This window comes from Paenibacillus sp. MMO-58, from assembly GCF_037146255.1.
Taxonomy (GTDB): domain Bacteria; phylum Bacillota; class Bacilli; order Paenibacillales; family Paenibacillaceae; genus Pristimantibacillus.
In genome coordinates, this window is the sequence record NZ_JBBCVY010000007.1 from 307,436 (window position 1) to 333,863 (window position 26,428).

The 26,428-nt window shown below is 53.3% G+C and carries 28 protein-coding genes; 6 read left to right on the top strand and 22 right to left on the bottom strand.

The window, feature by feature from the left end:
- Nucleotides 1-65 precede the first annotated feature (65 nt).
- Nucleotides 66-380: a hypothetical protein gene (locus WFJ73_RS21650; protein ID WP_336775023.1), complete on the bottom strand. Its 315-nt coding sequence runs from the start codon at nt 378-380 to the stop codon at nt 66-68.
- 176 nt (nt 381-556) lie between these two features.
- Between WFJ73_RS21650 and WFJ73_RS21655 the strand changes: the two genes are divergently transcribed.
- From WFJ73_RS21655 to WFJ73_RS21665, 3 genes are all read left to right on the top strand, one after another.
- Nucleotides 557-1,447, top strand: a complete 891-nt coding sequence (locus WFJ73_RS21655; RefSeq protein WP_336775024.1) for a hypothetical protein — start codon at nt 557-559, stop codon at nt 1,445-1,447.
- Nucleotides 1,448-1,574: 127 nt separating this feature from the next.
- A complete protein-coding gene (locus WFJ73_RS21660) occupies nt 1,575-2,213 on the top strand; it encodes a DUF2306 domain-containing protein (protein ID WP_336775025.1) in 639 nt (212 codons plus the stop codon).
- A 71-nt stretch (nt 2,214-2,284) separates the two neighbouring features.
- Entirely contained in the window at nt 2,285-3,271 is a 987-nt protein-coding gene (locus WFJ73_RS21665; RefSeq protein ID WP_336775026.1) for a GNAT family N-acetyltransferase, read from the top strand.
- Nucleotides 3,272-3,326: 55 nt separating this feature from the next.
- On the opposite strand, the gene WFJ73_RS21670 is transcribed toward WFJ73_RS21665, so the two are convergent.
- The gene (locus tag WFJ73_RS21670; RefSeq protein WP_336775027.1) at nt 3,327-4,253 is read right to left on the bottom strand and encodes a methyl-accepting chemotaxis protein; all 927 of its coding nucleotides are present in this window, start codon (nt 4,251-4,253) and stop codon (nt 3,327-3,329) included.
- Between the two features lie 160 nt (nt 4,254-4,413).
- On the opposite strand from WFJ73_RS21670, the gene WFJ73_RS21675 reads away from it, so the two are divergent.
- Nucleotides 4,414-5,292 (top strand): MerR family transcriptional regulator, encoded by an 879-nt coding sequence (locus WFJ73_RS21675; RefSeq protein ID WP_336775028.1) that lies wholly within the window; start codon nt 4,414-4,416, stop codon nt 5,290-5,292.
- A 39-nt stretch (nt 5,293-5,331) separates the two neighbouring features.
- Here the strand turns inward: WFJ73_RS21675 and WFJ73_RS21680 are convergent, their stop codons facing one another.
- The 3 genes from WFJ73_RS21680 to WFJ73_RS21690 form a co-directional block, all read right to left on the bottom strand.
- On the bottom strand, nt 5,332-6,282 hold the full coding sequence (locus tag WFJ73_RS21680; protein WP_336775029.1) for an SDR family NAD(P)-dependent oxidoreductase: 951 nt from the start codon (nt 6,280-6,282) through the stop codon (nt 5,332-5,334).
- 115 nt (nt 6,283-6,397) lie between these two features.
- Nucleotides 6,398-6,919 carry a TetR/AcrR family transcriptional regulator gene (locus WFJ73_RS21685; RefSeq protein ID WP_336775030.1) on the bottom strand — a complete coding sequence of 174 codons (522 nt, stop codon included), beginning with the start codon at nt 6,917-6,919 and terminating at the stop codon, nt 6,398-6,400.
- 158 nt (nt 6,920-7,077) lie between these two features.
- Complete coding sequence (locus WFJ73_RS21690) at nt 7,078-7,908, bottom strand: SDR family oxidoreductase (RefSeq protein ID WP_336775031.1); 831 nt, start codon at nt 7,906-7,908, stop codon at nt 7,078-7,080.
- 120 nt (nt 7,909-8,028) lie between these two features.
- Here WFJ73_RS21690 and WFJ73_RS21695 point away from each other — a divergent pair, with 120 nt between their 5' ends.
- On the top strand, nt 8,029-8,442 hold the full coding sequence (locus tag WFJ73_RS21695) for a MerR family transcriptional regulator (protein WP_336775032.1): 414 nt from the start codon (nt 8,029-8,031) through the stop codon (nt 8,440-8,442).
- A 44-nt stretch (nt 8,443-8,486) separates the two neighbouring features.
- Here WFJ73_RS21695 and WFJ73_RS21700 read toward each other — a convergent pair whose 3' ends face one another.
- The 11 genes from WFJ73_RS21700 to WFJ73_RS21750 form a co-directional block, all read right to left on the bottom strand.
- Nucleotides 8,487-10,442 (bottom strand): translation factor GTPase family protein, encoded by a 1,956-nt coding sequence (locus WFJ73_RS21700; protein ID WP_336775033.1) that lies wholly within the window; start codon nt 10,440-10,442, stop codon nt 8,487-8,489.
- Nucleotides 10,443-10,477: 35 nt separating this feature from the next.
- The gene (locus tag WFJ73_RS21705; RefSeq protein WP_336775034.1) at nt 10,478-11,773 is read right to left on the bottom strand and encodes an MFS transporter; all 1,296 of its coding nucleotides are present in this window, start codon (nt 11,771-11,773) and stop codon (nt 10,478-10,480) included.
- A 123-nt stretch (nt 11,774-11,896) separates the two neighbouring features.
- Nucleotides 11,897-12,889 (bottom strand): helveticin J family class III bacteriocin, encoded by a 993-nt coding sequence (locus WFJ73_RS21710; RefSeq protein WP_336775035.1) that lies wholly within the window; start codon nt 12,887-12,889, stop codon nt 11,897-11,899.
- Between the two features lie 209 nt (nt 12,890-13,098).
- Entirely contained in the window at nt 13,099-14,379 is a 1,281-nt protein-coding gene (locus WFJ73_RS21715) for an amidohydrolase family protein (RefSeq protein WP_336775036.1), read from the bottom strand.
- Between the two features lie 14 nt (nt 14,380-14,393).
- Nucleotides 14,394-15,089, bottom strand: a complete 696-nt coding sequence (locus WFJ73_RS21720; RefSeq protein ID WP_336775037.1) for an NAD(P)H-dependent oxidoreductase — start codon at nt 15,087-15,089, stop codon at nt 14,394-14,396.
- A gap of 67 nt (nt 15,090-15,156) precedes the next feature.
- Nucleotides 15,157-16,161, bottom strand: a complete 1,005-nt coding sequence (locus WFJ73_RS21725) for an ABC transporter substrate-binding protein (RefSeq protein ID WP_015847672.1) — start codon at nt 16,159-16,161, stop codon at nt 15,157-15,159.
- Nucleotides 16,162-16,351: 190 nt separating this feature from the next.
- Nucleotides 16,352-17,677, bottom strand: coding sequence for an amidohydrolase family protein (locus WFJ73_RS21730; RefSeq protein WP_336775038.1), 1,326 nt, complete (start codon nt 17,675-17,677; stop codon nt 16,352-16,354).
- Nucleotides 17,678-17,689: 12 nt separating this feature from the next.
- Complete coding sequence (locus tag WFJ73_RS21735) at nt 17,690-18,562, bottom strand: ABC transporter permease (RefSeq protein ID WP_336775039.1); 873 nt, start codon at nt 18,560-18,562, stop codon at nt 17,690-17,692.
- A 3-nt stretch (nt 18,563-18,565) separates the two neighbouring features.
- A complete protein-coding gene (locus WFJ73_RS21740; protein WP_336775040.1) occupies nt 18,566-19,918 on the bottom strand; it encodes an FAD-binding oxidoreductase in 1,353 nt (450 codons plus the stop codon).
- A gap of 15 nt (nt 19,919-19,933) precedes the next feature.
- The gene (locus tag WFJ73_RS21745) at nt 19,934-20,707 is read right to left on the bottom strand and encodes an ABC transporter ATP-binding protein (protein ID WP_336775041.1); all 774 of its coding nucleotides are present in this window, start codon (nt 20,705-20,707) and stop codon (nt 19,934-19,936) included.
- A gap of 13 nt (nt 20,708-20,720) precedes the next feature.
- The gene (locus WFJ73_RS21750) at nt 20,721-21,527 is read right to left on the bottom strand and encodes a creatininase family protein (protein WP_336775042.1); all 807 of its coding nucleotides are present in this window, start codon (nt 21,525-21,527) and stop codon (nt 20,721-20,723) included.
- Nucleotides 21,528-21,784: 257 nt separating this feature from the next.
- Here WFJ73_RS21750 and WFJ73_RS21755 point away from each other — a divergent pair, with 257 nt between their 5' ends.
- Nucleotides 21,785-22,570 (top strand): DeoR/GlpR family DNA-binding transcription regulator, encoded by a 786-nt coding sequence (locus WFJ73_RS21755; RefSeq protein WP_336775043.1) that lies wholly within the window; start codon nt 21,785-21,787, stop codon nt 22,568-22,570.
- Nucleotides 22,571-22,621: 51 nt separating this feature from the next.
- Here WFJ73_RS21755 and WFJ73_RS21760 read toward each other — a convergent pair whose 3' ends face one another.
- The 6 genes from WFJ73_RS21760 to WFJ73_RS21785 form a co-directional block, all read right to left on the bottom strand.
- On the bottom strand, nt 22,622-23,104 hold the full coding sequence (locus WFJ73_RS21760) for a GyrI-like domain-containing protein (protein ID WP_336775044.1): 483 nt from the start codon (nt 23,102-23,104) through the stop codon (nt 22,622-22,624).
- A gap of 170 nt (nt 23,105-23,274) precedes the next feature.
- Nucleotides 23,275-23,934, bottom strand: coding sequence for a hypothetical protein (locus tag WFJ73_RS21765; protein ID WP_336775045.1), 660 nt, complete (start codon nt 23,932-23,934; stop codon nt 23,275-23,277).
- 21 nt (nt 23,935-23,955) lie between these two features.
- The gene (locus WFJ73_RS21770; protein ID WP_336775046.1) at nt 23,956-24,762 is read right to left on the bottom strand and encodes an aminoglycoside N(3)-acetyltransferase; all 807 of its coding nucleotides are present in this window, start codon (nt 24,760-24,762) and stop codon (nt 23,956-23,958) included.
- Complete coding sequence (locus tag WFJ73_RS21775) at nt 24,762-24,884, bottom strand: hypothetical protein (RefSeq protein WP_336775047.1); 123 nt, start codon at nt 24,882-24,884, stop codon at nt 24,762-24,764. Before WFJ73_RS21775 ends, WFJ73_RS21770 begins: the two co-directional genes overlap by 1 nt.
- 47 nt (nt 24,885-24,931) lie before the next feature.
- A complete protein-coding gene (locus WFJ73_RS21780; protein ID WP_336775048.1) occupies nt 24,932-25,504 on the bottom strand; it encodes an NADAR family protein in 573 nt (190 codons plus the stop codon).
- Nucleotides 25,501-26,394, bottom strand: coding sequence for an NUDIX hydrolase (locus WFJ73_RS21785; RefSeq protein ID WP_336775049.1), 894 nt, complete (start codon nt 26,392-26,394; stop codon nt 25,501-25,503). The genes WFJ73_RS21780 and WFJ73_RS21785 overlap by 4 nt, the downstream gene beginning before the upstream one ends.
- Between the last annotated feature and the right edge of the window lie 34 nt (nt 26,395-26,428).

Consider the following 26,428-nt stretch of genomic DNA (forward strand, 5'->3'; position numbering starts at 1 on the left):
CATTGCAGCTCGCTAACAGCATCGGTTAAAAATAAAAAAGAGAGTCAGCCCCGCGGCTGACTCTCCTAATCTTTTATAGGAGTTATCTCAGAGAATGAGTAAGTTCCGTCCTCCTGCCTGATATAACGAACCGTGTATTTGTGATCGATTTGAACGGTATTCCACACGCTCTCCTCCAAAATAATTTTATCCACGCTTTTCAACCTTTTCTTGTCGGGGTAAGCCATCATAATCCAGTACTGCCCATCATCCCCCTCGCCTTTATCGATTACCTTTACGTTTACGGCGAACGTACCCCTTTCTTGCTCCTTAGAAGAACAAGCCCCCAGCATACAACCAGCCAGGAGAAGAATCGCGGCGCATAACAACACATTTCTCATGCTCCACCTCATCCCTATTCTCCTTTATGCATACGAATAGACGAATACTCTAAGACCTCCGCCCGAGAAAAGAACCTTCTTCAGGCCTCTCGAAATCTAGCCGCGGGTCCATTAATGCCTGTAAGTCCTTTCCAGTAAATTAAGGATATACATTTACGGGAAGGGACGAGGATAAAATGCAAAGCTATGTAAATCAAGCAACAACGCAGAAGCCGAGGCTGTTCGAAGGGGAAAAATGGCTTGTTCTGACTGGCCTTCTCGGGTTTCTTCTAGCGGCATTTTGCGGGGTATGGGTGCTTATGAACGGAGGGGAGGTCTCGCCCGGAGGCGATGTTTCAAAAGCCTTTTCCTTTGATGCGGCCCTTGGCGCTTTTATTCTATCCACCGCCGCAATTGCGCCATTATCGGGATTGAAGGCGCGAAGCCTGGCGCTGTTCCGTAGGGTGTACATCGGGCTTGCTCTTTACTCCTATGGGGCGGAGACGATTCAAAACTTCCGCGGCGTTAATCCGAGATTCGTTGACAGCGATTCGTTCTTCGACCAAACGGTCGGCAATATCTTCACGTTTGTTGCCCTGTTTCTCGTTTTGTTTTATTTGTACCTTGGCATTCAATTCTTCCGCTCGAGGGCCTATAAGCTTCGGCCCGAGATGGCGCTAGGCGTGCGTTATGCCATGATCGCCGTCACCGTGTCGTTTGCCGCGGGCATCTGGATCTCCACGAACCAGGGCAGATTCATCGGGGCGGACGGCAACATTATCTGGCTGCACGGGCTTGGCTTCCATGCCCTTCAGGCCGTGCCGATTGTCGCTTGGCTTGTCGAGCGTTCCCGCGCCAAAGCGTCTAACCTGATTCATATTACCGGCATCGCTTATCTGCTTGGCCTAATCGCGATCGGATGGCAGACGTTAAACGGTCACGCTCTAATGGAGTGGTCTACCCTACCGATCGCTGCGGGCATCTGCTTTATTCTTTCAATCGCGGCTGGCGTGGCGGCACTGCGCAAAATGCTTCTTTCCGGTTCGCGTCCGAACAGCGGCCATCGGAACAGAGCTGCTCGCTTCTGAACAAATGAGGGAGATGCCCGGCGGGCAGCTCCCTCTTCTTATGTTTTATCGTTTTTTTAGAAAGTTTTTAGAGCCCCTAAACATCCACCGGCTATACTGAGGTCATCAATCCCGAAGGAGCGTTCCGATGAAAAAAAGCTGGTGGATTCTGCTGTGGCTGTCTGTCGCCATAATGCTGCCGTTTGTTATCCCGTACCTTACTTTAAATCCGGCAAGCAGCCGTATTGAGGTTTCCTCAAGGACGATTCAATATCCTGCCTTGGTTAGCCATATCACTCTAGCCTTTATAGCCATGCTAGCGGGATTTCTGCAATTTCACCGCACGCTGCGGCGGAACAAGCCGTCCCTTCATATCCTTCTTGGCAAAGTATACGTAGGCTCGGTATTCCTAAGCGGCGGGCTTGCCCTTATCGTGTCCTGCTACGAACCCGACTTCGGCCGTACGTTATCCTTCCTCTTCCTCGATCTGCTGTGGCTGATCACGACGGCAATGGGTTACCGCTCTGCAAGGAAAAGGGACTGGCAGTCGCATAAGCAATGGATGATCCGCAGCTTGGCTATGACACTAACGGCAGTCAGCGCTAGAGCCTTGGTTCCTTTCATGATCCTTCTGTACCTGCTTCTGCACCGATTCACTCTGCCGAGTGGCCGTCCGGGAATGATCGAAGAGGTGCTGGACAACAACATCTGGGCCGCCCTTATCCTAAACTTCGTTATCGTCGAGTGGTTCATCCACCGGACGAAGCGTGAGCAAGTTTCATTATAATGAATTATTTCCAACCGCTGGAATAAAAGGTATGCCATACTAGGGTTATCCCAATAACGGTGGTGGTCAATATGAACTTTACGATCCGCAAAATAAGACAGCCCGAAGACTTCCAGGCCGTAGCGCCTCTCGTCAATCTGGTATGGTCGGAACCAACAACGGCAGAACGGCTGCAGGAGGACGAGGACAAAATCCCTCCGGGCCAGCTGCATTATAACGAGCAAGGCGAGCTAATGGGCTGGGACCGTCCCAAATGGGTAGCCGAAGACGAAAACGGACAAATCATCGCTTACGCCATAGCCTGGCGTGCGCCTTGGACGGAGCCCGGCGCATTGATCCATACGTTAATCGTCCATCCGGAATTCCGCGGCAAAGGCGTTGGTACTGCCATATACGGCTCCCTTCATGCCTGGGCGCAGGAGGTCAAAGCTTCACGCCTGATGAACTACAACATGAAGGAGACCGACGAAAGGTCTCTTGCTTTTGCGGAAAAGCATGGCTATATCAGGGAGCGGTTGTCCTTCGAGTCCGTGCTTGATCTGCGGGAGTATACCGCGGATGAGCAGCTGCTTGCTTCCATAAGCAATGCAGAGCGTGCCGGTATACGCTTCGTTACGTTGGCGGAGGAACCGGGGGAGGACAATGAACGCAAGCTGCATGAGCTGTACAAAATCACGCACCACGATATTCCCGGCTATACGGGCGATTATCCCTGGTTTGAGGAGTGGAAAAAATGGACCCTTGAACTGCCCGGCGTTCGTCCGGAATGGGTTCATATCGCCAAGGACGGCGAACGCTACGTTGGCGTTGTAAGCCTGCAGCATAATGAACAGACCGGGGCCATGTACCACGAATACACCGGCGTTCTGCCGCAATACCGCGGCCGCCGCATTGCGCTTGCCCTGAAGCTGCTTGGCCTTCAATCCGCCAAAACAGCCGGCGCTCCTTATCTCCGCACGCATAACGACTCGGCCAATATTCCCATGCTGCGCGTCAACCGGGATCTGATGGGCTTCCGCGCGGAGCCGGGCAGCTACAAGATCGTGTGTACGCTGTGACAATGACAAAAAGCGGTTGTGACCGGGGTTCCCCCTGCACAACCGCTTTTCCATCCTAAATCGTATTTTTAAAATCGTGAGCCTTCTCCTCCAGCTGATAAGCGGATTCTCCAATCCGGGCAAACTCGCCAACCGCCTTCCGGGCGCGCTGCTGGCTATCCAGGATCATCGACTGCGATCGGTGCATTCCCTTCGCGATATTTCCAACCTCGGCCGCAATTCCGGCCAAATTGGCCTGGACGGCCTTGGCCGCTTCATCCGCCTGCTTGGCCAGCTTACGAACCTCTGCAGCTACCACGCTGAAGCCCCGGCCATGCTCGCCGGCATGCGCAGCTTCAATCGCCGCATTCAAAGCCAGCAGATTCGTATGCTTGGCCACTTCCCGAATAATATGAATCGTGCTTCGCACGGACTCAGTCTCATGCTCCAGCGCGCCAAGAACCTTCATATTTCCGCTTGATTCCAAGGCTACGCTTTCTATGGTCTGCTCGATCTGTCTGCTTCCGGCAATCCCTTCTTCCGTCCGTTCCAGCAAATCCTGCGCCATCTGCTGCAGTTCATCCGTAAGCTTTGTCGTCGCGTTTTCCCTCTCGGTAATATCCGTCGCAACCTTAAGAATTCCCTTTACGCGGCCTTCTTCATTAAACACCGGCATATAGGTTGCCTCGAACCATAATAACCGGCCGTCCTTGGATAAACGCGAGATTTTCTCCTGGAAGATCCGTCCGCTCCGGAGATTGCTCCAGAGCTCCCGGTAACCGGGACTGTTCGCGAACTCGGGCGTACAAAACTGCCTGTGCATGAGGCCCGGCATTTCGTCCGCTTCATACCCCATCGCCCGAGCGAAATTATCGTTCGCCCATAGGACTTTCCCATCCGTACTTAGTTCAATCATAGCCAGCGACTTCTCCATGGCCGCCAGAACGAAATGCATATCCAAAACTTGAGAACTGGAATGCTGATTTTGGGATACCGTAAGCATCGGATCACCTTCTACTTCCAATGTATAATTTATGTATAATATTTTCGTTAAAATTATACATAAATTATATTTCCATCGCAAGGAAGATCTTTGGGAAGGGAACGGAATCCTTTATTTTTTTTGTACAACTTATGTATAATAAAACCTGAGGTGTAAGCGTATGTATAGTATTCGTAAAGTATCCCAGTTAGTTGGGATTCCCGCTGTAACCATCCGGGCATGGGAGAACCGATATCAGCTTACCGCGCCCGTCCGAAGCACTGGCGGTCACCGTCTATACCGGGACGCCGATATCGAAACCTTGCGCTGGATCAAGCAGCAGATGGAGAGCTGTCACTTGAAAATTAGCGAGGCCGTCACTCTTTACCGGGACAAGCAGGCGAATAAACCTGCAGAGGCGTTAGGCCAGCCAAGCCGGTTTAACCGTCTGACGGAACAGCTCTACCGGGAGCTCGTTGACCTGAATACCGTCCAGGCCAATGAGGTCATTGATTTATGCTTCTCTCTCTTCCACCATGAAGAGGTCTTCCACCATATTCTTACTCCCGTGATGAGACAAATCGGAACGGCTTGGGAAAATGGTGTTATTTCGGTTGCACAGGAACATTTCGCTTCCCAAATTATCATTCAGAGATGCACCCAGTTCATGAGAATTTTGCCGCTGAATCGGCATCTTCCCAGGACTGTCGCTTTATGTCCGGAGGGTGAGCATCACCAGATGGGTCTTATGCTCTTCACCTTGTTCCTGCGGAACAAAGGCCATGACGTCATCTATCTGGGACCGGACACTCCGCTAAACGATATTACAAGCCTGATTCGGGTTAAAAATATTGAGATTGTTGCCATCTCGTTAAATAACCCCCTGCTTGCAGCTTGCGTCGAGAAGTGGATAAGCGATTGCCGCCTAGCCAATCCGGCGCTCACCGTTATTGCTGGGGGCGACGGTTTTCAGGGCTGCAGCACGGCTCTTGCTCCTCTCGTATGTCCTTCCGATCCTTCGGAATGGGACAACTGGTACAGCCTTCTTTTATACGGGTAACGCGATGCAGCGGTGACATGTCGTCACCGCTGCTTTGTTCTACTTCTTCAACTGGCTGATAGTCTCATAAATCCCTTGCTTGAAGCCTGTTGCAGAGATTGGCCCAATGTAACGTTCATACTTCTTGCTGCTAAGGAGAAGCGGTTCCGTTGTCAGATAAAGCATCTCCACAACTTCCTTCATGACGGGAACGAATAACCCAAGCAAGGATAAGCCGGCTTTGCCGAGCGGCAGAACAGCCTTCTTGCTGCCGCTTGCTTCGCGGGCAAGACGGACAATCTCATGACCGGATATAATATCGCCTCCGGGAATGTTCCACTCCTGGCCGTAAGCATGATCGCGCAGCGAAATTTCAACAATCATTTTCGCCGCATCCGGCAAATAGACATATTCGCGCGGTACTTTCATGTTCCCGATGAAGAAGGCCATCTTGCCGGCCGCAATAGCCTCCAGCGTGGAGCCGAGATAAGAGGCTTCATTGGCGGTTGGTCCATAATAATCCGGCAGCCGGACAATAAGCGGACGGGCATGGCGCCACTTTTCGTCAAATACCATTTCGGCGAACTTTAGACGCGTCCGCCCTTTTCGGGTATGCGGCTGCTTCGGATGCTCCTCGGTTACCCGTTCCATTTGCCTTTTTCCGTACGGATAAATACCGTCGATGACAACGACCCTGAGGCCAAGCCGGTCTGCCGCCTCCATCACCGCTTCTCCAAGGGGCAAAAGCCGCTCCTCCATCTCGTGGTATGGAACATTGGCGCAATGGAACATCACTTCGGCGCCGCGCGATGCCTTCTCCACATCATCGGCTTTGAAAGCATCCCCTACAGCCAGTGACAGATTCTCCGGGTTTCCTAATCTTTCCGCGAACTTTTCCAGCTTCGGCCGGGATCGCCCAAACGCCACAACCGGAATTCCCCGGCTGACCAATTCCTCCGTAATCGCAGCACCCGTGCCGCCCGTCGCTCCAATAACAACCGCTTTTTTCATTCCTGCCACTCCCTTTTTTATTAAGTGATTGATCAATCACTAATTGCGATGAACTTACTATACCATCTAGTTAGTGATTGATCAATCACTATTTTTCAAGGCTTGGCAGCCCCCTTTATTTATTCATTAACTCCGGAACGTCGAGTGCCATCGAAATATTGCATAGCATGCCGCGCGCGAGGAACAGCATCGTTCGTTCCTCCGGATTCGCAAGCTGGCTGGCAGTAAACGCCTCCAGTACAATCCGGCGCACTCCTCTTAATCCCGTCTGCATCGCAGCTCGAATAGGCTGCTCCTGCATGGTCTGGGCCTGCATCTGAAGCAGCGTTTCCTGCCGGTGGGCGGCCAATATTTCTTCGTAAGTTTCAATAAGCTCCCGCTCCAGCTGATCCGGCGCCGCGGTTGCTACTACCCGGCTGAACGCTTCCGTAATTCTCTCCCAAGACACTTCAAGCGCCGCCAGCATTAAAGCTTCCTTCGTTGCAAAAAACTTGAATACATAAGGCTGCGAAATCCCTGCCCGCTGCGCTACTTGCGCAGTTGTTGTGCGGTAATAGCCAGTCTCCGCGAATACTTCTATTGCCGCTGATATAATTTCCATCCTCCGGTTTACGGATACTGTATCGTTCTTCGCCATAATTATTACCCCTGTTTATCCTATTGATTGATGAATCACTAAATATTAGTGTATCAGGCCTTATGCCTGCCAAGCAATATGCTATCGAACATGGAAAAAACAGTCCTATAAAAGACCCTTCCTGCTCTGGAAACAGGAAGGGTCTCGCTAAGCGTTGATTATTTGTTGAAATAGTGTCCTTGCTCCAGATCCTCAAGCAATCCCGGATGAGTTGGCTTCCAGCCGAGCAGCTCCTGCGTCTGCGCGCTCGAACGAGGAATATCAAGCCCTGCGAGCATGCCCAGGAAACCGAAGTGGCCGGCAGCCTCCTCGCGGGAAATGCTGCGTACCGGTACGTTCAGATGCCGTCCGATAACAGCGGCAATGTCCCGAAACGCGATCCCTTCGTCGCCAACGCCATCCAGCCTTGAGCCTGCCGGCGCAGCTTCCGCGGCCAGCCGGAACAAGGATGCCGCATCGATGCGATGCACGGCCGGCCAGCGGTTTGCCCCGTCGTCAATATAAGCGGAAAATCCTTTCGCACGGGCAGTCTGAATGAGCTGCGGTACAAACCCTTTATCCCGCTCGCCATGCACGGATGGCGCAAGCGACACAATGGAAGTCCGTACCCCGCGCTCGGCCAGCCCCAATACCGCATTTTCCGATTCGATGCCATTGGCATGAGCCGTAATGATAAAAGGTTTGCCGGAGCCTTCAAGCACGGCTCCCATCGCCTCAACGGCGCGAAGATCCATGGCAAGCGAGCCGGCAAAATCCGAAAAGTCATGACGGAATGCCAAATGAATGACGCCGTCCGCGGCTGCCGCGCCGCGTTGAAGGCTGTCGAGATCCTCAAGGGTGCCAAGGTGCGCTTCCGCACCTGCCGCTTCCAATAAGGCAACGCCTTTATCGGAACGGGTAAGCCCTACAACCTCATGACCGCCTTCGATAAGCTCTCGAACAACTTCCATGCCAATATAGCCGGTTGCCCCTGTTACGAAAATACGCATAGCGGATCACTCCTTATAGATAGATAAAGTAGTTGATGAATTGAACAACTACAGCATAAACTATAGAGTGAACTCTAAGGCAAGACCTCGATAATGTATTTCTTTTTAGGAGAGAGAAGCATGAAAATTCAGGAGTTAGCGGAGATGATGGGCTTATCCGTCCACGCGATCCGTTTTTACGAAAAGGAAGGCCTTCTCGACAACCGCCACGTCCAGCGGGAGAAAAACAACTATCGCAGCTATACCGAAGAGGCGGTCGAGCGCCTGCGGATGATCAAAAAATTTCAAGGCCTTGGCTGTTCGCTCGCCGAATTAAAGGATGTCTTCCAGGATCAGGATACGAATACGAAGACACATCAGCAGATCATCGAATGGATGGAACAAAAGAAAGACGAGATTGAGCGCAAAAAAGCCGAATACGATCAGATCCTCGAAACGCTCGACTGGATGATCGAATACAGGAAGGCGTTAATGCACAATCCCGAGAAGGCAGCAGCGATGCTCAAAGCCATAAAGGCCGTTTATCCCCACTAAGGGAAAACGGCCTTTTCTTTCAATCCACCATTCAATTGCAGCAGCTAGAGCAAATGCATTTTTGCCTCCGCCTCATCCCAAGGCACCGCATAACCGGCCCCTTTCGCACAAAAGATAGACGATGACGTATATAAAGGGTCCGCATCCTTCCGGTAGCCCTTCCGCTCAATGACCTCCTGCTCGTTATGACAGCGGTCGTAACCGGCGAAGATCAGCTGAATGCTGCCCCGGCCATGCGTAAAGGCAGCCAGCTCCGTGCTGTAGTCCATAAACGTCGCGACTGGCACCCGGCCCGTAACCACCGCGTGGGATTGGGTGGTCTGAGGCGGATCGAACTGGCCGCAAGCGCGCTGCAAATCCGACAGCACCTTGCCCAGATGGTCCAGCTCAACCTTGATTTTATACCCGTAATACGGTTCGAGCAGCAGATTATCCGCCTTCTCGAGCCCCTGCCTTAAAGCCCGGAAGGTCGCCTCGCGGAAATCGCCGCCATGCGTATGCTCGTTATGGGCGGCGCCCGTAAGCAAAGTAATCCGAACATCCGTCAGCGGACTGCCCGTCAACAGCCCATGATGCTCGCGTTCGAACAGATGCGTCTCGATCAAATGCTGATTGCCTATGCTCAGGTCATGCACATGGGCCGCATTTTTGAACGTGATGCCGCTGCCCCGCTCGCCCGGCTCCAAGAGCAGATGCACCTCGGCGTAATGCCGGAGCGGCTCGAAATGACCATAGCCTTTTACCGGACCTGAGATGGTCTCCTTATACAAAATCTCCGGACTTCCAAAGACAACGTCAAACCCGAAACGCTCCTTCACCAGCTGCTGCAGCACCTCGAGCTGAATAACGCCCATCACGTGAATATGAATCTCCTGCAGCGTCTCCTCCCAGACGACGTTCAAAGACGGGTCCTCCGCATTCAGAATGCGGAACGCCTTCAGCACATCCTTCACGGGGAGGGCTTCGGAGAAAATGACCTTTGACGTCAGGGCCGGCACCAAATCATAGGAGAGCTTGCCCGAATAAAGCCCTACGCCTTGTCCCGCATCCGCTTCGGACAACCCGATAACGGCAAACAGATCCCCGGCCGACACCTGATCTACCGCCTGCATTTTACTGCCGTTCACGAGCATCAGCCTGGTTGCCTTCTCGCAGATTGGCCCGTCCCCGCCGCCGTAGCAGAGCTCTTCCCGAACCTTGAGAGTACCACTTAAAGCCTTGATATAGGTTAAACGGGTACCGCTCTTGTCATGACGGATTTTATAGACTCTTCCTCCAAAAGGAGCTTGTCCGTTATAGTCGACCGTCGTAAGCAGATGAAGCTGCTCCAGGAACTCCTTCACGCCGGTATCCTGCAGGGCCGAACCGCTAACGCATGGGTATAACCCGCTGCTCTTCACCATGTCCCGCAAAGCTTGCAGCCAGAAGGCCTGATCGCCTTCGCCGAAGAGGAACGTATCGAGTAACCGCTCATCCCTCTCTGCCAAACTTTCCACTAACGCTTCTCCCACAACGCCGCCGGCAAAGCTGTCCGTTATCAGACAAGCATCCGGCGTCAGATGCTGCTGAATGTCCTCCATTACTCGGTTAACGTCCGCCCCGGCCCGGTCGATTTTGTTGATAAAAAAGAACGTCGGTACGCGATGCTTCGAAAGCAGCTGCCATACCGTTTCCGTATGTCCCTGCACGCCCTCCACGGCGCTCACGACCAGGACGGCATAATCCATTACCTGAACCGCGCGCTCCATCTCCGGCGAGAAATCGACGTGTCCCGGCGTATCAATTAAATAATAGGTAGCGCCGTTATAGGTCATAACCGCTTGATCCGCAAACACCGTTATCCCTCTCGCCCGTTCAATATCGTGGCTGTCGAGGTAGGCATCCTTATGGTCGACCCGCCCCCGCTCCCGTATGCTGTTCGTATGATAAAGAAGCTGTTCCGCCAGCGTGGTCTTGCCCGCATCCACATGCGCGAACATGCCAATCGTTACTTGCTTCATGCGAATCCCCTTGGTTTGATTTTGCCATTATCATATCACACCGGACGTTTCGATTGGCCTGGCTCCTCTAAATTCTTCATGAACAAGGAAATGACAAAGGATACCGTTAGCAAAATAAGGGGAACCGCGCAGATCAGCACCCGGAATACGGTCTCCGGCTGCGACCCCGGCTCATCACCGCTCTGGTAGCCGTACATAAGGCCAACAATCCAGAAAGCCACCGCCGCGATCAAGCCGCTGGACCGCGTAATAAAACCGGCTACCGCCGTATAAATCCCTTCTCTGCGTCTGCCGGTCCGCTCCGCGTCGAGATCAATAATACGGCCGCTTAGCATCGCCGGCGTAACAAGGAACCCTGCCATTCCGAAGCCGACCAGAATGCCGGCGAGAATACCGCTGCCAAGATTGCCCGCGAACCATAGCGGAATGACGGAAAGCCCGTAAACGGCGAGCGCCAGCCGCCAGCTGCGCAGGCCGCCAAGCCTGCGGGAGATCAGATACCAGACCGCGACAAGCGGAATAATGGAGACAAAGACGGCCCCCATCAGGATGGACACCTCGCCCTCCGAGATATGCAGGTTGTATTTCGCATAGAAAGGAAGCAGGGCGGCAAGCAGGCCGTTCACCGTCTGGGCGAAGGAGCCCGCTATATTAAAGATCCAGAACGGCTTATTCGTCAGCGTCTCCCGGAAGGCGGCAATCAGCGGAAGCGGCGCTTCCTGATGAGCGCTCTCCTTCTCCCGGACGGATAAAGCGAACCAGGTCATAAAGATACCGAATACAAGCGAATAAGCAACCGACATCCATCCAAATCCAATCCATCCGTATAGAATCGGCGTCAATGCCGTTCCGATCAGAATAGCCGCAATCTGAAAGCCCTGCTGGACGGCGGAGGCCTTCGCCCGAAGCCGGTCCCCTTCGAACAGCTCCGGAAATAGTGCTCCGTAGTTCACCCACAGGAGCGTAGCAATCCCTTCGAACAGGATCAGCGACGTAAGCAGCCACGCGAACAGCTCCGTATTGCCAAGTCCCTTCGGAACGGAGAAGACCATGATAAAGACAAGCATAAACGCCGGCGTGGAGAAAAAAATCCAAGGTCTGCGCCTGCCGTATTTCGTGCGGGTCCGGTCGGACAAATAACCGGCCATCGGGTTGTTGACCGCATCCCAGATGAGATAGATGGTACGCGCAATCGTGGCCAGCCCAAGGCTAAGCCCCAGCTTTTCCACGTAGTAGTAGTTGAAAAAAGACGCAAAGGCTTGGCTTGGAACCATCATCGCGAACATCCCAAGCGCATAGGCCGTTGGAGAATTCAGGAACCTTTTGCTCACCGCTTGTTCCCTCCCTATTGCCGAAGTAAAGCTACCTTACGTCTTATGCGGCGTGTCCTCCGGATATGCAAACAGGGCCGCCACCGAAGCAGATTGCTTTCGGGGCCGCCCTGTTTGCATAACTTAATTAAATTTGCTCTCCGGCACGTAGTAGACCTTCTGCGTGTCTTTCTTGTTTTTGGGATCCGTTACGATCGTGAAGTAAACATTGCCGTTTTTCGTTTGTACGCCTTCAATCTCATGTTTTCCCACATTCGTGATTTTCAGGAGGGTTTTGTATGCGCCCGTGTTGGACATCAAGGCGATGCTCGGCGTTTGCCCTTCTGCCCCGCCCGACGTAAAGATCTTCGTGCTTCCTAGCATATCCATGCCTTGAAATGATCCGTTTGGCCTGACGATCTTGCTTCCCGACTGGGTGAAGCTGGCTACGCAGGCTTTTTTAGCTGCGGCGCTATCCATTCGCACCTGTTCGCTGCTGTCCAGCAGCCGGTTCAGAGCAGCCGTGTTATAGATGGACCATGTAACGCTGCCTTGGGACGTCTGTACGCGAAAAATCGTATAGTCGCTGTTCCCGCCGCCGTCTACGCGATAGGTATCGCCTAATCGCTTGCCGGTCTTATTCGCATAGTTCAAGTAGGTGAACCGGCGAAGACCCGTATAATCATACTTCTTGCCCGCCGAGTATTTCAGCCGGGCTACTTGAAGCGACCAGTCGTAAGAGGTTGATGCGTCCGCTTTTGAACTGAAATAGAAATAGTCGACCTTGTTGTAGGTGTACATATCGAGCGTTTGGCCATGGCCGGAATTGGTAATCGTCATTTCGTCCACGTAGGTGGCGGTGCGTCCATTCATCAGTAGTCTTGATAAATAGACCGTTCCTCCCGAACGCTGGGTGACATAAAGATACTTGGATGCGATATAGGCCTTCTGAACAGCCAGGTTGTGCTTGAGACCTTTCAGACTAAAAGCCAAGGTAGCCGACGCGTTTACGGTTTTCCCCGGACTAGCCGCAAAGGCTGGCACAACGGTTGTGCCGAACAAAAGCAAGGCAAGAAAAACGGAAATAACCATTTTAAATGGCCTGTTTACAAGACTAAGCCTCTGATTGCGAATCATTTGAATCCCTCCTCAATAACGATTACACCCGATTATCAAGGAGATAAACATAGTTTTGAATAGTCGCGTTGGCCTAAAATTTGGTTGAGAAAACCTCTATCGAAGCCTCTCGAAGATGAGCGGCCGCGTTTATAGGTAGGTTTTATCGCCAAATCGAATTTCAGTTTTCATCTGTTATCAAAACTTATAAATTCTATTGTGGAAAAAAATTATAATCTTACTCCCGTTTCAAGGCTAGAGTGTGTCGTAATAGCGGGCGCCGTTTCCGCAACCAGACGGCCTTGATGGAACACATATCGCGGGGCAGACCGGGTACGGATTAACTCAGCCGAATCGGGGGCATCAAACAGCAAGAAGGAAGCCGGATCACCAACCTTCGGCACCCCCTGCTCAAAGCCGTAGCCAATGATCCCCATTGCTTTTGCCCCGCCGTACGTAATCATGCCGGCTATATCGTTAAGATCCCGACGGCCGCACATATGGGCAAGATGGGCCGCCATATGCGCCGCATCGAGCGGATTTCCCGTTCCAAGCGGATAAAAGGGGGTCCGGATATCGTCATGCGCCAAAGCGACATTAACCCCCGCCCGGTGGAAATCCTGTATCCGCGTAATGCCTCGCCCCTTCGGAGAGGCATCGTATCGCCCCTGCATAACGCTATTAATCAGCGGGCAGGCCACAATGGAAAGACCGGACTGCTTCACCAGCCCAAGCAGCTTCTGAAAATACGGCTCATTATAATAAGCCGCGGCATTGGCATGGGCGGCCGTTACCTTGCTGCCGAGACCGGTCTCTAGCGCAAGCGCGGCGCATACTTCAAGGTACCGCGAGGCTTCATCGTCCGTCTCGTCGCAGAAGACGTGAACAAAGGCGCCGTACCGCTCGGCAAGGGCAAAAGCTTTGCGGAGACTTAATACCCCATCCTCGCGGGTCCGCTCCAGATGCGGAACCGCGGAAACGCCGTCAGCCCCAAGCCGCAGCGCTTCCTCCAGCCTAGCTTCATTTTCCGGGCAAGCGACAAGGCCATCCTGCGGAAAAGCGATGATTTGCATATGCATGCGGTCCAGATATTTCTCCTTCAGCTCCAGCACCGCGCGCAGCGCCGTCAGGTTCGGGTCGCCGATGTCTACCATCGCACGCAGGTGAAGCACGCCATAGCCGATAAACAGCTTTAGCGTACGTTCCGCCCTCGCAAGGACATCTTCGCGGGTCAGCTGCTTTTTGCGGGAAGTCCATACCGAGATGCCTTCCGCAAGCGTTCCGCTCTCATTCCAGACCGGATCGCCTGCCGTTAAAGTCGTATCCAGATGAACATGCGGTTCAACAAAAGGAGGCAGCAGCAGCCTTCCCTCCGCCTGAAAGACCGTCTTGGCGGCAGCCCTGGCCAGCTTGCCTACCGCCGTTATTTTCCCGCCCTTAATGCCCAGATCCGTTATTCCGCTGCCTGGCAGCTTCACCTCTGTAACAAGCAAATCCAATGGTATCGTCATCGTATCCCCGCCATTCATTTTATGCCTTTGGTTGCCGCGGCAAATCTCGCCACCCTCGCGCCTAGTCTGCCAGCCATTCGGAGCTCGCGCTCATCCGGCGTTCTCGAGCTGTCCGGGCCCGCCAGCGTCGAAGGTCCGTAAGGGGAACCGCCAATGGCGTCCGCGGTCAAATATTCCGGATTCTGCGAATAAGGCAATCCGACGTACACCATCCCGAAATGCAGCAACGGTATAATCGACGTCAGGATTGTCGCTTCATGTCCCGTGTGAATGGATCCCGCGCTTGTCATAACGCCGGTTGGCTTCCCCTCCAGCTCCCCGCCGGCGCACAAGCTGCCCGACAGATCAAGGAAGGATTTGACCTGCGCCGGCATGGAGCCGTAATAGGTTGGGAATCCCCAGACAATGCCATCCGCCCAGCGGAGATCGTCCGCCGTCGCTTCGCGTACCGTCTGCTGAAGAGCCTGAGCAGCTTCGTACTTCTCCCAGCGGGCTCCCACCCGGAACGTACCGGACAGCCGGCTGCCCTCCGCCGGCCGTCTGCGGTCCGGATGATCGAGCAGAGCGGTTACATTGTCCGGATGCCGGAACTCCGGGATACGGACAAGCCTTGCCGTATGCCCTTCGCTCTCAACCCCTTGCGCGGCGGCTTCCGCCATCCGGTGCATATGTCCGTATGCGCTGAAGTAAATAACGAGCACGTTAGCCATGGCGATCTCTCCCTATAGAAACAGGAGCCGCGCATGCCCGCATGCAGCGGCTCCGTTGCTTAGTTTGTTATTTTCCCTTGCCCGGCAAATATTCGTTCGTAAACACATCTTCAATCGGCTCCGCTTCCTTGAGGAGCCCCATGTCGACCAGCTGCGCCTGCAGGCCGGACCAGATGTCCTTGCTCATGTAGCCAACGCCATTGGTCTCCGCATCGCCGCCGTACACAAGCGGCTCCTGCGCTTTGGCGCCATACGCCATCGCTTCAAGCTTCAGATCCGGGTTCTTTTCCTGCATCACTTTGTTGATCTCTTCGGAATGATCTTTGTAGTAGTCCCAGCCTTTAATGGACGCTTCTACGTAAGCTTTTACCGTATCCGGGTGCTTCTTCAGGAAATCTTCGGTTGTGTAAAGCACGTTGCCGTACTGCTTGTAACCAAGGTCATAGTTCAGGAAGTAATCGACGTCAACGCCCTCCTGCTGCATGGAGAAAGGCTCGGAGGTAATATAGATTTGCGTGGCCGCCTTCGGATCCGCTACAAAGTTAGCGAGCGAGCCGGTATATTTCATCTCCGTCACTTTATCGAGACTATAGGCTTTCTTTAAGTACTCCCAGAACACCACGCCGCTGCCGACAAAAATTTTGTTGCCGTTCAGCTCCGTAATATCTTTGAACTGGCCCTTATGGAACATAATGCCCTGCGGGTTCTTCTGGAAGGTCGCCGCGATCGCCACAAGCGGAATGCCGTTCTGACGCGCCAGCAGAATTTCGTCTGCTTGCCCCATGCCGAACTCCGCTTTGCCGCCGGCTACGATCTGGGTGGAAGAGATGCCCGGGCCGCCGGATTGAATGGTCATGTCGAGGCCCGCATCCTTGTAAAAGCCTTTGTCCAGCGCGGCATATTGCCCGCCATGCTCCGGCTCCGCGAACCAGTTGGTCACCTGGCTGACCTTGGTCAGCTCCTTCGAATCCCCCGATGATTTGCTGTCCCCGCAAGCGGACAACGTAAGCGCCGCGGCAAGAAGCACCGTCATTCCGCCCAATGTTTTCTTCGATCCCGTTTTTGTCAGCATGTTTCTCTTCCCCCTAAAAAGAATTGTCACCCAAACAACCGGATGGCTGTTCGTGATGATTCTTACATCGAAAGCATAACCCTAAAAAGAATTGGTTTTTACTTCGAAAGCATCAGCCTATCCTCTTCTTCTCTATATGTGCATCCCTCTCGCAGCGGACAAACACCGGACTTTATGGAAAAATCAAGAGTTAAACGAGTGAGCCGGAGACACTAGGCTCCAGGCCATATCGGCTCAGCATGGAAGCAAACGTCCACTTCGACTTGTTATATACCCACCGCGATGACGGGAGCTCCTGAAACAGCTCTTCCTCCGAGCAGGCGTCCAGCACGACAAAGCTGGCCGGATTGCCCGGGGCAATTCCGTATTGGGTAAGGCCGGCAAGCTTGGCGGGGTTGGTCGTCAGCAGGCGAATCACGGTGACGATATCTTCCTCCTTGGCTAAGTGAGCCGCATAGGCTGTCATCAGGCCAATCTGCAGCAGATCCCCTCTGCCAAACGGATGGAACGGGTCCTGAATATTGTCCGAGGCCGCGGCAATAGTCACTCCCGCTTCCTCAAGCTCCCTGACGCGGGTGACGCCGCGCCGGACATTGCCCCGGTCGCCGCGTCCCTGCAGGTAGAGATTAACCGCGGGCAAGGTAACCGCCGCTATGCCCGCATCCGCCATCTTCGCAATCAGCCGTTCCGCTTCGTTATGCTCCATCGCGGACAAGGAGCAGAGATGGCCGGCCGTTGCCCGGCCGCCGTAACCGCCTGCTCTTACATAATCGCAGTAGATATCGATCGTCTTGGTGTCGGGATTATCCGATTCATCGGTATGAAGGTCAATCGGCTTATCGAACAACTGCGCCAGACGGAACGCCCAGCCCACATTGGTCTCCGGATTAGGCGACAGATGCGGCGCGCCGCCGATTCCGTCTATGCCCATGCGAAGCGTCTCGGAAGCAAACTCCGTCAGCTCCCGTTCATAGGCAGGGTCATAGAAGAACATCGGAAAATACTGAATGTCAACGATTCCGCTAACCTTCTCCCGAGCCTCCAGCGCCGCTTCAATCGTCCGCATCGCCATTTCGCGGCCCATATGAACCGGCACGTCGAGATGGCTGCGAAGCACCGCCGAGCCGAAGGAAGCCGAGCTCAGCGCGGCTTTCACAATACGGTCGCGGATCATCTCTTTCGTGAAGGCCGGCGAAGCCGCCCGGTAATTCTCGATGGCCTCGAGCAGCGTGCCGGACCGGTTGCGCACCCACGGCAGGGAATACGCTTTGTCTAGATGCATATGGGCGTCTACAAAGCCCGGCAGCATCACTTTTCCCTCCAGATCGAGCAAGGCCGTTGTCAGCAATTCGTCGAAGGAGAGCCCTTGGATCGGCAAATGCTCCGAGGAGACGATAACTCCCTCCTGGCGATCGATCGCCGTCCACCGGCCTCCCTGCGCTTTAACCGTGTACAATTCTTCGCTCTGCTGCAGCGGCAGCTTTACGTTAATGGCTTCCAGCGTTTCTGTGCGCAAGAGAACTCACCCCTAACCTTCGGAAGATTTCATCTCGGATTCATGCCAGGAGCTCAGCATCCACTTGGAAAAGGCGTTCACGAGCAGGAAGAACGCAATGCCGAGCAAGGATGCGGATAAGCCGCAGGCGAACAGATAAGCAGTCTGCAAGCGGGAGGACGCAACGGTTATGGCATAACCAAGCCCGCCATTGCCTCCGCCGATGCCGGCAATGTATTCCCCGACAATCGCGCCGATTACGGCAAGCGTGCAAGAGATTTTGAGTCCCGCCACGATATAAGGAAGCGCGGCCGGGATGCGAAGCCGAAACATGGTCTGCAGGGGAGAAGCATTGTAGAGATAGAAGAGGTTCTTCATGTTGTGGTCGGTTGAGTTCAGGCCGATAAGGGTGTTGGACAGCATCGGAAAAAATCCGATGAGAAAAGCAATAATGATGATGGCATTCATGCCCGCTCCAAACCAGATGACGATAATGGGGGCGATGGCAACGATCGGAATCGTCTGCATGATGATGGCGTAAGGGTAGATGCTTCGTTCAATCAGCTTGGAGCTGGCCAGCAGAATGGCAAAACCAACGCCCAGAAGAATACTGAGCAGGAATCCCAGCACCGCCTCGGTAATGGTGGTATACACGGATACCCACAAATTCGAAGCATTCTCGGAGGCGGCCAGCACAATGTCCGAAGGCTTAGGCAGCAAATACGGCTTCAGGCCGGATAACCGGCAGAACAGCTCCCATGCGCCTATGAACAGAATAAAGGCGATAGACGGCGGGCCTATTCTTCTCCATACTTTTTTCAGTGACGAGGTACGCGGCTTGGTTGTTGTGCCCGCACTCGTTCCAAACGATAAATCCGGGCTGCTGGTGATTGTCTCCTCTCGCATCGCTTATCCCTCCTGATTCGAAATACTTTCAACCGGCGTTTGCAGCTTGCCCGGGTTCAGCAGTCCGCGGGGGTCGTTGGCACGCTTGGCGTTCACCATCGCATCCCACTCTCCGCGTCCTCCCATCTCCAGAATCCAGGTATGGGGGTCATTAATCCGAACGCCAATGGACCGGAAGAAGGCAATAATCTCATACAGACGTTCATGCGTCGTATAACGGACAATCGGCAGCGCCGCGGGAACAACAACACCCGCTGTGCGGATAAATTCGAGATGCATCAGCACTTCGTCGCCGAACTGCTCTTTAATAAGCTTAATCTGATCGAGAAACCGCTCCTTGTCGAAGCCAGCCTGCAAATAAGTCAGCGTCGGGTCGGTCTTAAGCGCCCATAACGTCGTATGGTTCCATGTAAAATCGGACAGCCCGATTACCTTGCGGTACTGCTCCGGCGGTATGGTGTAGCCGATTCGGCCGCCAAGCTCTCCGGCATGCGCCGCGAGCCGCTCTTCGCTGCCGTGCGCGGTCTCCAGCAGACAAGCACTGCAACCAACTTCCAGCTTTGAGGCGATTGGCTTGAAAAAGGTTGGAATCGGCCATTCGACGGGTGCAACCAGCCGCTTGCGAATGGAATCATCTAGCGCCACCGCATGGGAGAACCGTGCAGCCGATTCGAAATCATCGAACTGGACAACCGTCTGCGTCCATTCCGTCTTTGCCGCAATGGGAATAACGACCTCGACAAGCACGCCCGTCGTTCCGTAATTATGGATATAAGCGATCAGATCGTCTCCCTTGACGGTCAGCATGCGCGGCGTTTCTTCCACCGTCAGGATGACCGCCTCCAGCACGTTGCCATCCCACAGATTACCCCAGGTTATCGAGCCGATTCCGCCCGAGCCGCCGCTTACGAAGCCGCCGACCGTTGCTTTCACGTAGGTGCTCGGGTAAATCCGGAGCTCTTTCCCCTCGGAACGGAGAAGCTTCTCGAGCCCGCCAAGCCGAACTCCGGCCTGCACGCGCGCATAAGTGTCGGTTACTTCAATGACCTTGTCGAGCTTGCTCAGATCAAGAACAATACCTCCCTCGAGCGGAACCGCCTGACCGTAGTTGCCTGTACCCGCTCCGCGGGTTGTCACCGGAACCCGGTGCTTCCAAGCGTAAGCGAGCACGCTCGCCGTCTCCTCCACGGAATGCGGGACGGCAATCGCCTCCGCCCTTTTATCCTGAAGCAGCGGGACCAACACCGGGGAATACCAATAATAATCCTTGGATAATTTCTCTACCTGCCCCGGTTCCGACAGCAGCCTCTCCTCCCCGACCGCTGCCTGCATTTCAACCATCCAATCCTTCAACATGGTTTCTCCTCCTCTCTAATGCTTAAGGGCCTGCGACACGGAGCGGACAATCTGCCCGAATTCCGGCGTTGTACGGAATGACTCGTCGCGCGGGAACGGCACCGGTACGTCAATCAGATCGGACACCTTGCCCGGACGCGGGGTCATGACCGCAATGCGGGTCGACAGGAATACAGCCTCGAATACGTTATGGGTAACAAACAGCACGGTCATTTCCGGATCCTGCCGCCATAGCTCGAGCAGCTCGATCTGCAGCGTCTGGCGCGTAATTTCATCAAGCGCGCCAAAGGGTTCATCCATCAGCAGCAGCTTGGGTCTCGCCACCAAAGCACGGGCAATCGATGCCCGCATCTTCATCCCGCCGGACAGCTCGCGCGGCATGGAGCGCATATGGTCCTTCAGGCCAACCATCTCCAGCACGCGTTCCGCCTCCCGCTGTCTTTCCTTGCGCGGTACTCCCCGAAGCGCCAGCGGCAGCGTCACGTTATCAATGACCGAGTTCCAGGGCAGCAGCGTATGATCTTGAAAAACAAAAGCCGTATCGGACCGCTTGCGGGCAACGCTTGCCGATGCCCCCATGACCTGCAGGGACCCGCTGCTCGGATTAGACAAACCGGTAATCATCTTGAAGATTGTCGATTTCCCGCAGCCGGAAGGCCCGACGAAACAAAGGAATTCACCCTCGTGAATCGTCAGATCAACCTCTTTGACCGCTACCGTTCCGTTCGGATATACCTTGGACAGCCGCTCCATCCTTACCCATTCCTTGGCTCCAGTCATCGTTGTCATGGTGATCCTCCCCCTATCCGTTCTTCAGTGATGCCATTTCAAACGAAGCAATGTGCAGCAGAGCCTCCGCCAGAAGCGGTCCGGCAGTCTCCAGCATCGCTGCCCCTCTAGCTGCCGTAGCTTTGGTGGCGTCTCCCGCCACTCCGCTGCCCGAAATATCGTCCATCACCCAGGCAAAGGACCGCGACCGGAACGAGAAATAGCGGGAATCCGGGAACCTCGGCATCTCGCGGGGCGCAAGCTCCGCGTGAACCCAGCCCGGACATGTCGCCATAACAAGAGACGTCTCCACATCGCCGGCATGAATGCCGCATGCTTTTTCCGCTTCATCCGTGAAGGAATCACTGTAACCGACTGCGCCCGGATCAAGCCGATAGACCTCAAGCCCCGTTGCTATCCGTATTTCCCTCGCCATCATCCCCAGCAGATCCGCATTGCCGCCATGCGTATTAAAGAGCAGCAGCTTGCGGAAGCCGCTTCGGGCAAGGGAAGAAGAGATATCCTCCAGTACCGCCATTAATGTCTTGGCCGACAGGGTGATGGTCCCCGGATGGCCGGCGTGCTCCGTGCTTTTTCCGTAACTTACGGATGGCAGCAGCCAGATGCACGAATCTTCGGGCAAATGCTCGAAGGCCTTAGTCAGCATTGCCTCGCCAAGCAGCGTATCTGTAAAGACCGGCATATGCGGACCATGCTGCTCCACCGCGCCAATGGGCAGCACAAGCAGCGCATCGTCTTTGTTCATGGCCGCAATCTCTTTGGTCGTCAATCTTGGCAGGAAACGGCGATCATAAGCTTCTCCCTGATAACGAAAGAACATGAAACACTCACCTCTTTAATAAAATTGTAATGTCAGAATAGATAACAACGAATTGACGGAAAGAAACGATTTTCATGAGAATCTAGCAAATTTTCTGAATATTAAGTAAACTAAAGTCACACTTAAGTAACACGAATTAACCTCATATTCACCTTATATCACAGAAATGAAAGTTTGTATACAGAATTTTCACACAATTGAACAAATACATAACATAATAAGTTAGACTCAAGGAAGCTATTAGGAGGAGTTCAATCATGCTAATCGGAACACGCCGTCACGAAATTATGATGCTACTGGATTCAAAGCCGCAATTAACGATCCTCGAGCTTGCCGAGCAGTTTAACGTATCCAAGATGACGATTCGCCGCGACCTCGATCTTCTGCAATCGGAAGGAAAAATCCAACGGTTCCATGGAGGCGCCGTTAAGGTTAAACGGTTCATGGGCGCCAAATACGAGCAACGGGCAAACGAGCATAAGGCGGAGAAGCTGGCTATTGCCAAGGAAGCCGCCAAGCATATTCAAGATGGTATGAGCATTATTCTGGATGCAGGGACAACCGTGGCTTCCATGGTCGATTTACTGGAGAGGTTTAAAGGGCTTAAGATCATTACCCGTGATCTGCATACGGCTCTGATGCTGTCCAATGAAGAGAGATTCGGCAGCTTCGACGTGTATTGCTCGGGGGGAAGAATAAGCAAATGGGCGTATAGCCTGGACGGCTTTTATGCGGAGAAGATGCTGCAGTCGCTAACTGTTGATGCGGCCTTCCTGACCTGCGAAGCGGTCTCTCTGACGAAAGGCGCCATGGCTTGGTCTCCGAATCTTGTCGGCGTCCGGCAGACCACCATGGAGGCAGCGGGAAAAACGATTCTGCTGGCCGATTCCACCAAGTTCAGCTACAATTCTCTTGCGATTTTCGCATCCCTCGATGAATTTGACGAGATCATTACCGACAGTCGTCTGGATGAGTATGAAGCGGCATCGTACCGCAAATCCGTCCTGCCGTTAACGATTGTATCCGCCACTGCTAGGGGATAAAATAAAAAAGCCTCCGCAGACAGGATCTGCGGAGGCTCCGTAACCATAGCGTTATGCTTTTGGATCAACCGGTATCATGATCGTAAACTCGGGGTTTTTGGCATAAGGATCCTGTGCCGTCGGGTATTTCTCAAAATGAGTGACATCACCTTTATGTAACGGATAGCCCTGCCTCTCGATCCAGGCGAAAATGTTCGTATAAGAGGAGTCGATATTGTCTCCCCTCTTGTGCTCGGTCATGGCATAGGTCAGATCCGGGACGGTTACGCTTGTCATACCTTGCGGAACATCCTCTACCCGTTCGACTTCGAGAGCCGCATAGTGAATAAAGCTGTCGCCTTCATGATGATAGGATAGGCCGAGTAAAATGTCCGGATGCACAACATGCCTGATTTTCGTTAACCTTCGAATCACTTCCGTCTGAACGGCACGGATGCCTCCCTCTCCCGCTTCCTCAAACGTACCTTCCCACCTGATTCCGATCGCTTGGAAAGAGGGCTTGCTAACTAGGATGGCTTCAAAGACCTGATCCATTCCATCAACCTCCAAAGTAGAGTTTACCCTCCTATTTTACAAGATATGGATTATAAAATCTGTATATTTATTCTTCTTTGTATTTTTCTTTCACAATACCGGAGCCAATCCCCGCAGCTACCATTAGAACAAGAGGAGCGAAGTTCCCGGCCTTAATTTTACATTATTTTCTATACGGTAATATCACCTATGTAATAAGCATAAATCCGTTCAATCGGTTTGAAATACAGATGCCCGTCTTCCCACGGTTGGAAATGCAAATCCATTCTCGAGTCACTCCAGTTCTCCGGCGTTCCCGTTGTTTGGAGACGGCCCGGCACAACAGGCTCCTCCGTCACGTTCGGGAATTCCTGATAGCCGAACAGGAGGTTCTCGTGGATCCCGATAATCTCATACTTGGGACCAAAGAAAGCCCGCTCCTCCTGAAGCTGATAATGGTAATACACGTAGCTGCCGATCATCTCCGGCTTCAGATGGGCAACGCGCCCCACTCTTCTCTCCACCGGATGCTTGCGAAGCCAATGCTCCCGGTCCGCGGGTTCGTTGAAGTGAAAGACATCCATCATCCGAATCCATTTGCGGGGCTCTGCCTGACCCGGCCACTCTCTCAAGTACGGCTCCGCCGCGCCGGCAACTTCCTCTGGGGCCAGCTTGCCGTCCATGCATTCATAGTAAAGAAAGAGATTATGATTCCAATAAAAAGCCGCTGCCGTCATCAAACGCCCCTGCTTCACGAGGCGGATAACCTGCTCAGCTTTCTGTAAAGCCGCAATTCCTTCCTCCTGAAGCCCGTCCTTCCATGCTGCCCTGAACATCAATCTTTCGATCATATCGCCAGCCCCATTTTCCCTTTAAGTGAATTGCCGATGCTTAGGCAGCCACTGAACCACGGTATCAACCGCCGCCTTCATATCAAATAGCTTGCAGTCGGCTTGGCCTACCTTGCCGTGCTGAACTCCACTATGAAATTGCGCGCCAAACTCCTCAAAATCACCCGAATCATACGCATAATCCGTGAACCACTGCCAAGAACGTTTCCCATCGACCAGCATGGCGGTTCCCATCTTTTTCGTAGGCATGCGGTCAATCCTTGTCTCGGCAAGATGCAGGCTTGTACAAGAGTCGAAGCCAACGCCGAGCAGCAGCACCTTTGCTCCTGCCGCATACAGCTTGCCAAGCGGAGAAGCCTCCCCAAACTGCGGAGTTAACGGATGACCGGATACGATATATTCCGCATATTTGCCGTTCGCGCAAAAGGATACCTGCGGATGCTCCGACCTTACCGTCCCCGGATAGGTCCGGAACAGCTCAGCAATACGCCCCATCCCCCGGGTTGGCGTTATAGCCGGATCAAAAGCCGGCATTTCCTTGTAAATGATCTCTAGCCATTCCTGCGGAACAGGAGGATTGCCCCATTCGGCGGGATCGCTCCAGTCTCCGCACTGCGCCGGCATGATCAGCGTGCCTTCAGCCCCAACTGCTTGCAGCAGAGCCTGCACAACCGCCTGCGGGCCTCCGCATACCCAGCCCAAGCTGGACATGGAGGAATGAACAAGAAGATGATCCCCCTCCTCGATGCCGAGCTTACGCAGATCGCGCACCATGCCGCTTACCGTTACCGGCAGCCGCGTTTGTTTTATAATGTCATGTTCGCTCATTATCTTTGCTCCTTTACTCGAAACACCTGCTCAAAAGCGTTATAGCATGTACGGTCCTTCGACGTATCAAGCACGGCAAAGGTAATATTCGAGAACAATTTGCCGTAACCTTCGGCCTCCAAAAGATCATACCACCAGTTGAATCAGTAATGTCTCCTGTGCAATTTCTCTACGGTTCATGATTATCCCTGCTTTCGTTAAACAGTTCATCCCTGACCTCCATTAATGCGAATCCAAGCCAATTCCTTCCGCGCCATTCTAACGGATTTCCTGCATTGGAATCCGACTGCCCTATACCTATACCCCAAATCCTGTCGTGTGGGCTGGCTTCAACCAGGATGGAGTTATCCGTTGACTTTAAAAATAGTCCAAGTAAAGCATTTTGCGAGAATTTAGCAAGGTTCCCTTTCTTCACAATCTCGAAGCAGTGGCTTTCCCACACCGATTTATCAAAGTTTTTCACTGCGCGGCCAAAAGCCTTCATCTCTTTGGGATCACTCGCTTGCAGAATTGCGGCCAACATCTCCCCATCCTGAAACAGCCGGGCTTTTTCCGCCATCATATATTGCTCGGAGCATGAATACCGAACCCCATCGGTAACGAATGGACTTATCCACCATTGGCTTAAGCAGCTTTTGTTAATCTTGCCGGGTTCAGAAGGCGTGTGCCCCCAGAAGAACAGAAACGTGCCCTTCTTGCCGGAAGCATGTTCCTTCTGCAATTGTTCCATGCTGTATTTCATTGGGATCCCTCCACCTTTCTTTGATAGAGGCGGGATGGACGATGACCGGAGTTTTCCGTATAGTGATCCGTTTCCGTCACGAGGTCCGCAATCTTGCGCCGAAACGCCGCCTTTAAAAGCTCTTTATCCAAAATAACCTCATACACCTGCTGCAACTCCGTTAGCGTAAACAGCTTAGGCATGAGATGAAGGGCTATATCGGTATAATTCACCTTGCCTCTCAAACGTTCGATGGCATAGGCAATGATTTTGGCATGATCGAAAGCTAATCCGTCGTTGCTCACTATGCTGTAAGCGGTTTTTGTTGCTGCCTCCGTAACGGTATCCATACGCTCCACCATTGCCGTCAGCTCTGCATAATCGGAACTCAGAAGGAGTTCATACTGCAGCGTCCATGCATATCCGCCCTCAAAAAACTCCTTTTGCTCCCTGATCAGCTGGTACGATACTTTAAACCATGCAGCGTTCGCCGCATCGTCTCCTGCCTTCAGCTCTAACTTTTCGCTATTCACCAATGCCATGTATGAGCAACTCATGACCCAAGTACGGGGATCCCGGCCGATATCGCTAAACGTATATAATTGCTCCAAATAAACGTTATCGACTCCCGTCTCCTCGTGGAGCTCCCTGACCGCAGCCTCTTCCGTTGATTCGTGAGGCCGTACAAAACCGCCAGGCAATGCCCATTGCCCCAGAAACGGATGACCGCCCCGCTGAATAAGCAGCAACCGAAGCTCCTTCTCGGGCAGTTTGCGGTAATTGCCTTCCTCTTTATGGGTTACCGTAAAAATAACCATGTCCGCAGCAACCGAAGGGCGCTCATAATCCCCCGGCTTATACTGCTCCATAAATTCGCGCTCGGTTAATCCGTTTGAATCGAGCCGTTCCAAGCTGCTCACACCCTCATCTATTCTTATGTATATT

Bases quoted from the DNA above. Each gene is read 5' to 3' on its own strand.
- WFJ73_RS21760 (WP_336775044.1), bottom strand. From the start codon at position 23,104: ATGGATCAGGTCTTTGAAGCCATCCTAGTTAGCAAGCCCTCTTTCCAA.
- WFJ73_RS21660 (WP_336775025.1), top strand. From the start codon at position 1,575: ATGAAAAAAAGCTGGTGGATTCTGCTGTGGCTGTCTGTCGCCATAATG.
- WFJ73_RS21740 (WP_336775040.1), bottom strand. From the start codon at position 19,918: ATGTTGAAGGATTGGATGGTTGAAATGCAGGCAGCGGTCGGGGAGGAG.
- WFJ73_RS21665 (WP_336775026.1), top strand. From the start codon at position 2,285: ATGAACTTTACGATCCGCAAAATAAGACAGCCCGAAGACTTCCAGGCC.
- WFJ73_RS21700 (WP_336775033.1), bottom strand. From the start codon at position 10,442: ATGAAGCAAGTAACGATTGGCATGTTCGCGCATGTGGATGCGGGCAAG.
- WFJ73_RS21675 (WP_336775028.1), top strand. From the start codon at position 4,414: ATGTATAGTATTCGTAAAGTATCCCAGTTAGTTGGGATTCCCGCTGTA.
- WFJ73_RS21715 (WP_336775036.1), bottom strand. From the start codon at position 14,379: ATGACGATACCATTGGATTTGCTTGTTACAGAGGTGAAGCTGCCAGGC.
- WFJ73_RS21720 (WP_336775037.1), bottom strand. From the start codon at position 15,089: ATGGCTAACGTGCTCGTTATTTACTTCAGCGCATACGGACATATGCAC.
- WFJ73_RS21710 (WP_336775035.1), bottom strand. From the start codon at position 12,889: ATGATTCGCAATCAGAGGCTTAGTCTTGTAAACAGGCCATTTAAAATG.
- WFJ73_RS21680 (WP_336775029.1), bottom strand. From the start codon at position 6,282: ATGAAAAAAGCGGTTGTTATTGGAGCGACGGGCGGCACGGGTGCTGCG.
- WFJ73_RS21695 (WP_336775032.1), top strand. From the start codon at position 8,029: ATGAAAATTCAGGAGTTAGCGGAGATGATGGGCTTATCCGTCCACGCG.
- WFJ73_RS21745 (WP_336775041.1), bottom strand. From the start codon at position 20,707: ATGACAACGATGACTGGAGCCAAGGAATGGGTAAGGATGGAGCGGCTG.
- WFJ73_RS21765 (WP_336775045.1), bottom strand. From the start codon at position 23,934: ATGATCGAAAGATTGATGTTCAGGGCAGCATGGAAGGACGGGCTTCAG.
- WFJ73_RS21670 (WP_336775027.1), bottom strand. From the start codon at position 4,253: ATGCTTACGGTATCCCAAAATCAGCATTCCAGTTCTCAAGTTTTGGAT.
- WFJ73_RS21735 (WP_336775039.1), bottom strand. From the start codon at position 18,562: ATGCGAGAGGAGACAATCACCAGCAGCCCGGATTTATCGTTTGGAACG.
- WFJ73_RS21780 (WP_336775048.1), bottom strand. From the start codon at position 25,504: ATGAAATACAGCATGGAACAATTGCAGAAGGAACATGCTTCCGGCAAG.
- WFJ73_RS21655 (WP_336775024.1), top strand. From the start codon at position 557: ATGCAAAGCTATGTAAATCAAGCAACAACGCAGAAGCCGAGGCTGTTC.
- WFJ73_RS21755 (WP_336775043.1), top strand. From the start codon at position 21,785: ATGCTAATCGGAACACGCCGTCACGAAATTATGATGCTACTGGATTCA.
- WFJ73_RS21650 (WP_336775023.1), bottom strand. From the start codon at position 380: ATGAGAAATGTGTTGTTATGCGCCGCGATTCTTCTCCTGGCTGGTTGT.
- WFJ73_RS21725 (WP_015847672.1), bottom strand. From the start codon at position 16,161: ATGCTGACAAAAACGGGATCGAAGAAAACATTGGGCGGAATGACGGTG.
- WFJ73_RS21690 (WP_336775031.1), bottom strand. From the start codon at position 7,908: ATGCGTATTTTCGTAACAGGGGCAACCGGCTATATTGGCATGGAAGTT.
- WFJ73_RS21750 (WP_336775042.1), bottom strand. From the start codon at position 21,527: ATGTTCTTTCGTTATCAGGGAGAAGCTTATGATCGCCGTTTCCTGCCA.
- WFJ73_RS21770 (WP_336775046.1), bottom strand. From the start codon at position 24,762: ATGAGCGAACATGACATTATAAAACAAACGCGGCTGCCGGTAACGGTA.
- WFJ73_RS21685 (WP_336775030.1), bottom strand. From the start codon at position 6,919: ATGGCGAAGAACGATACAGTATCCGTAAACCGGAGGATGGAAATTATA.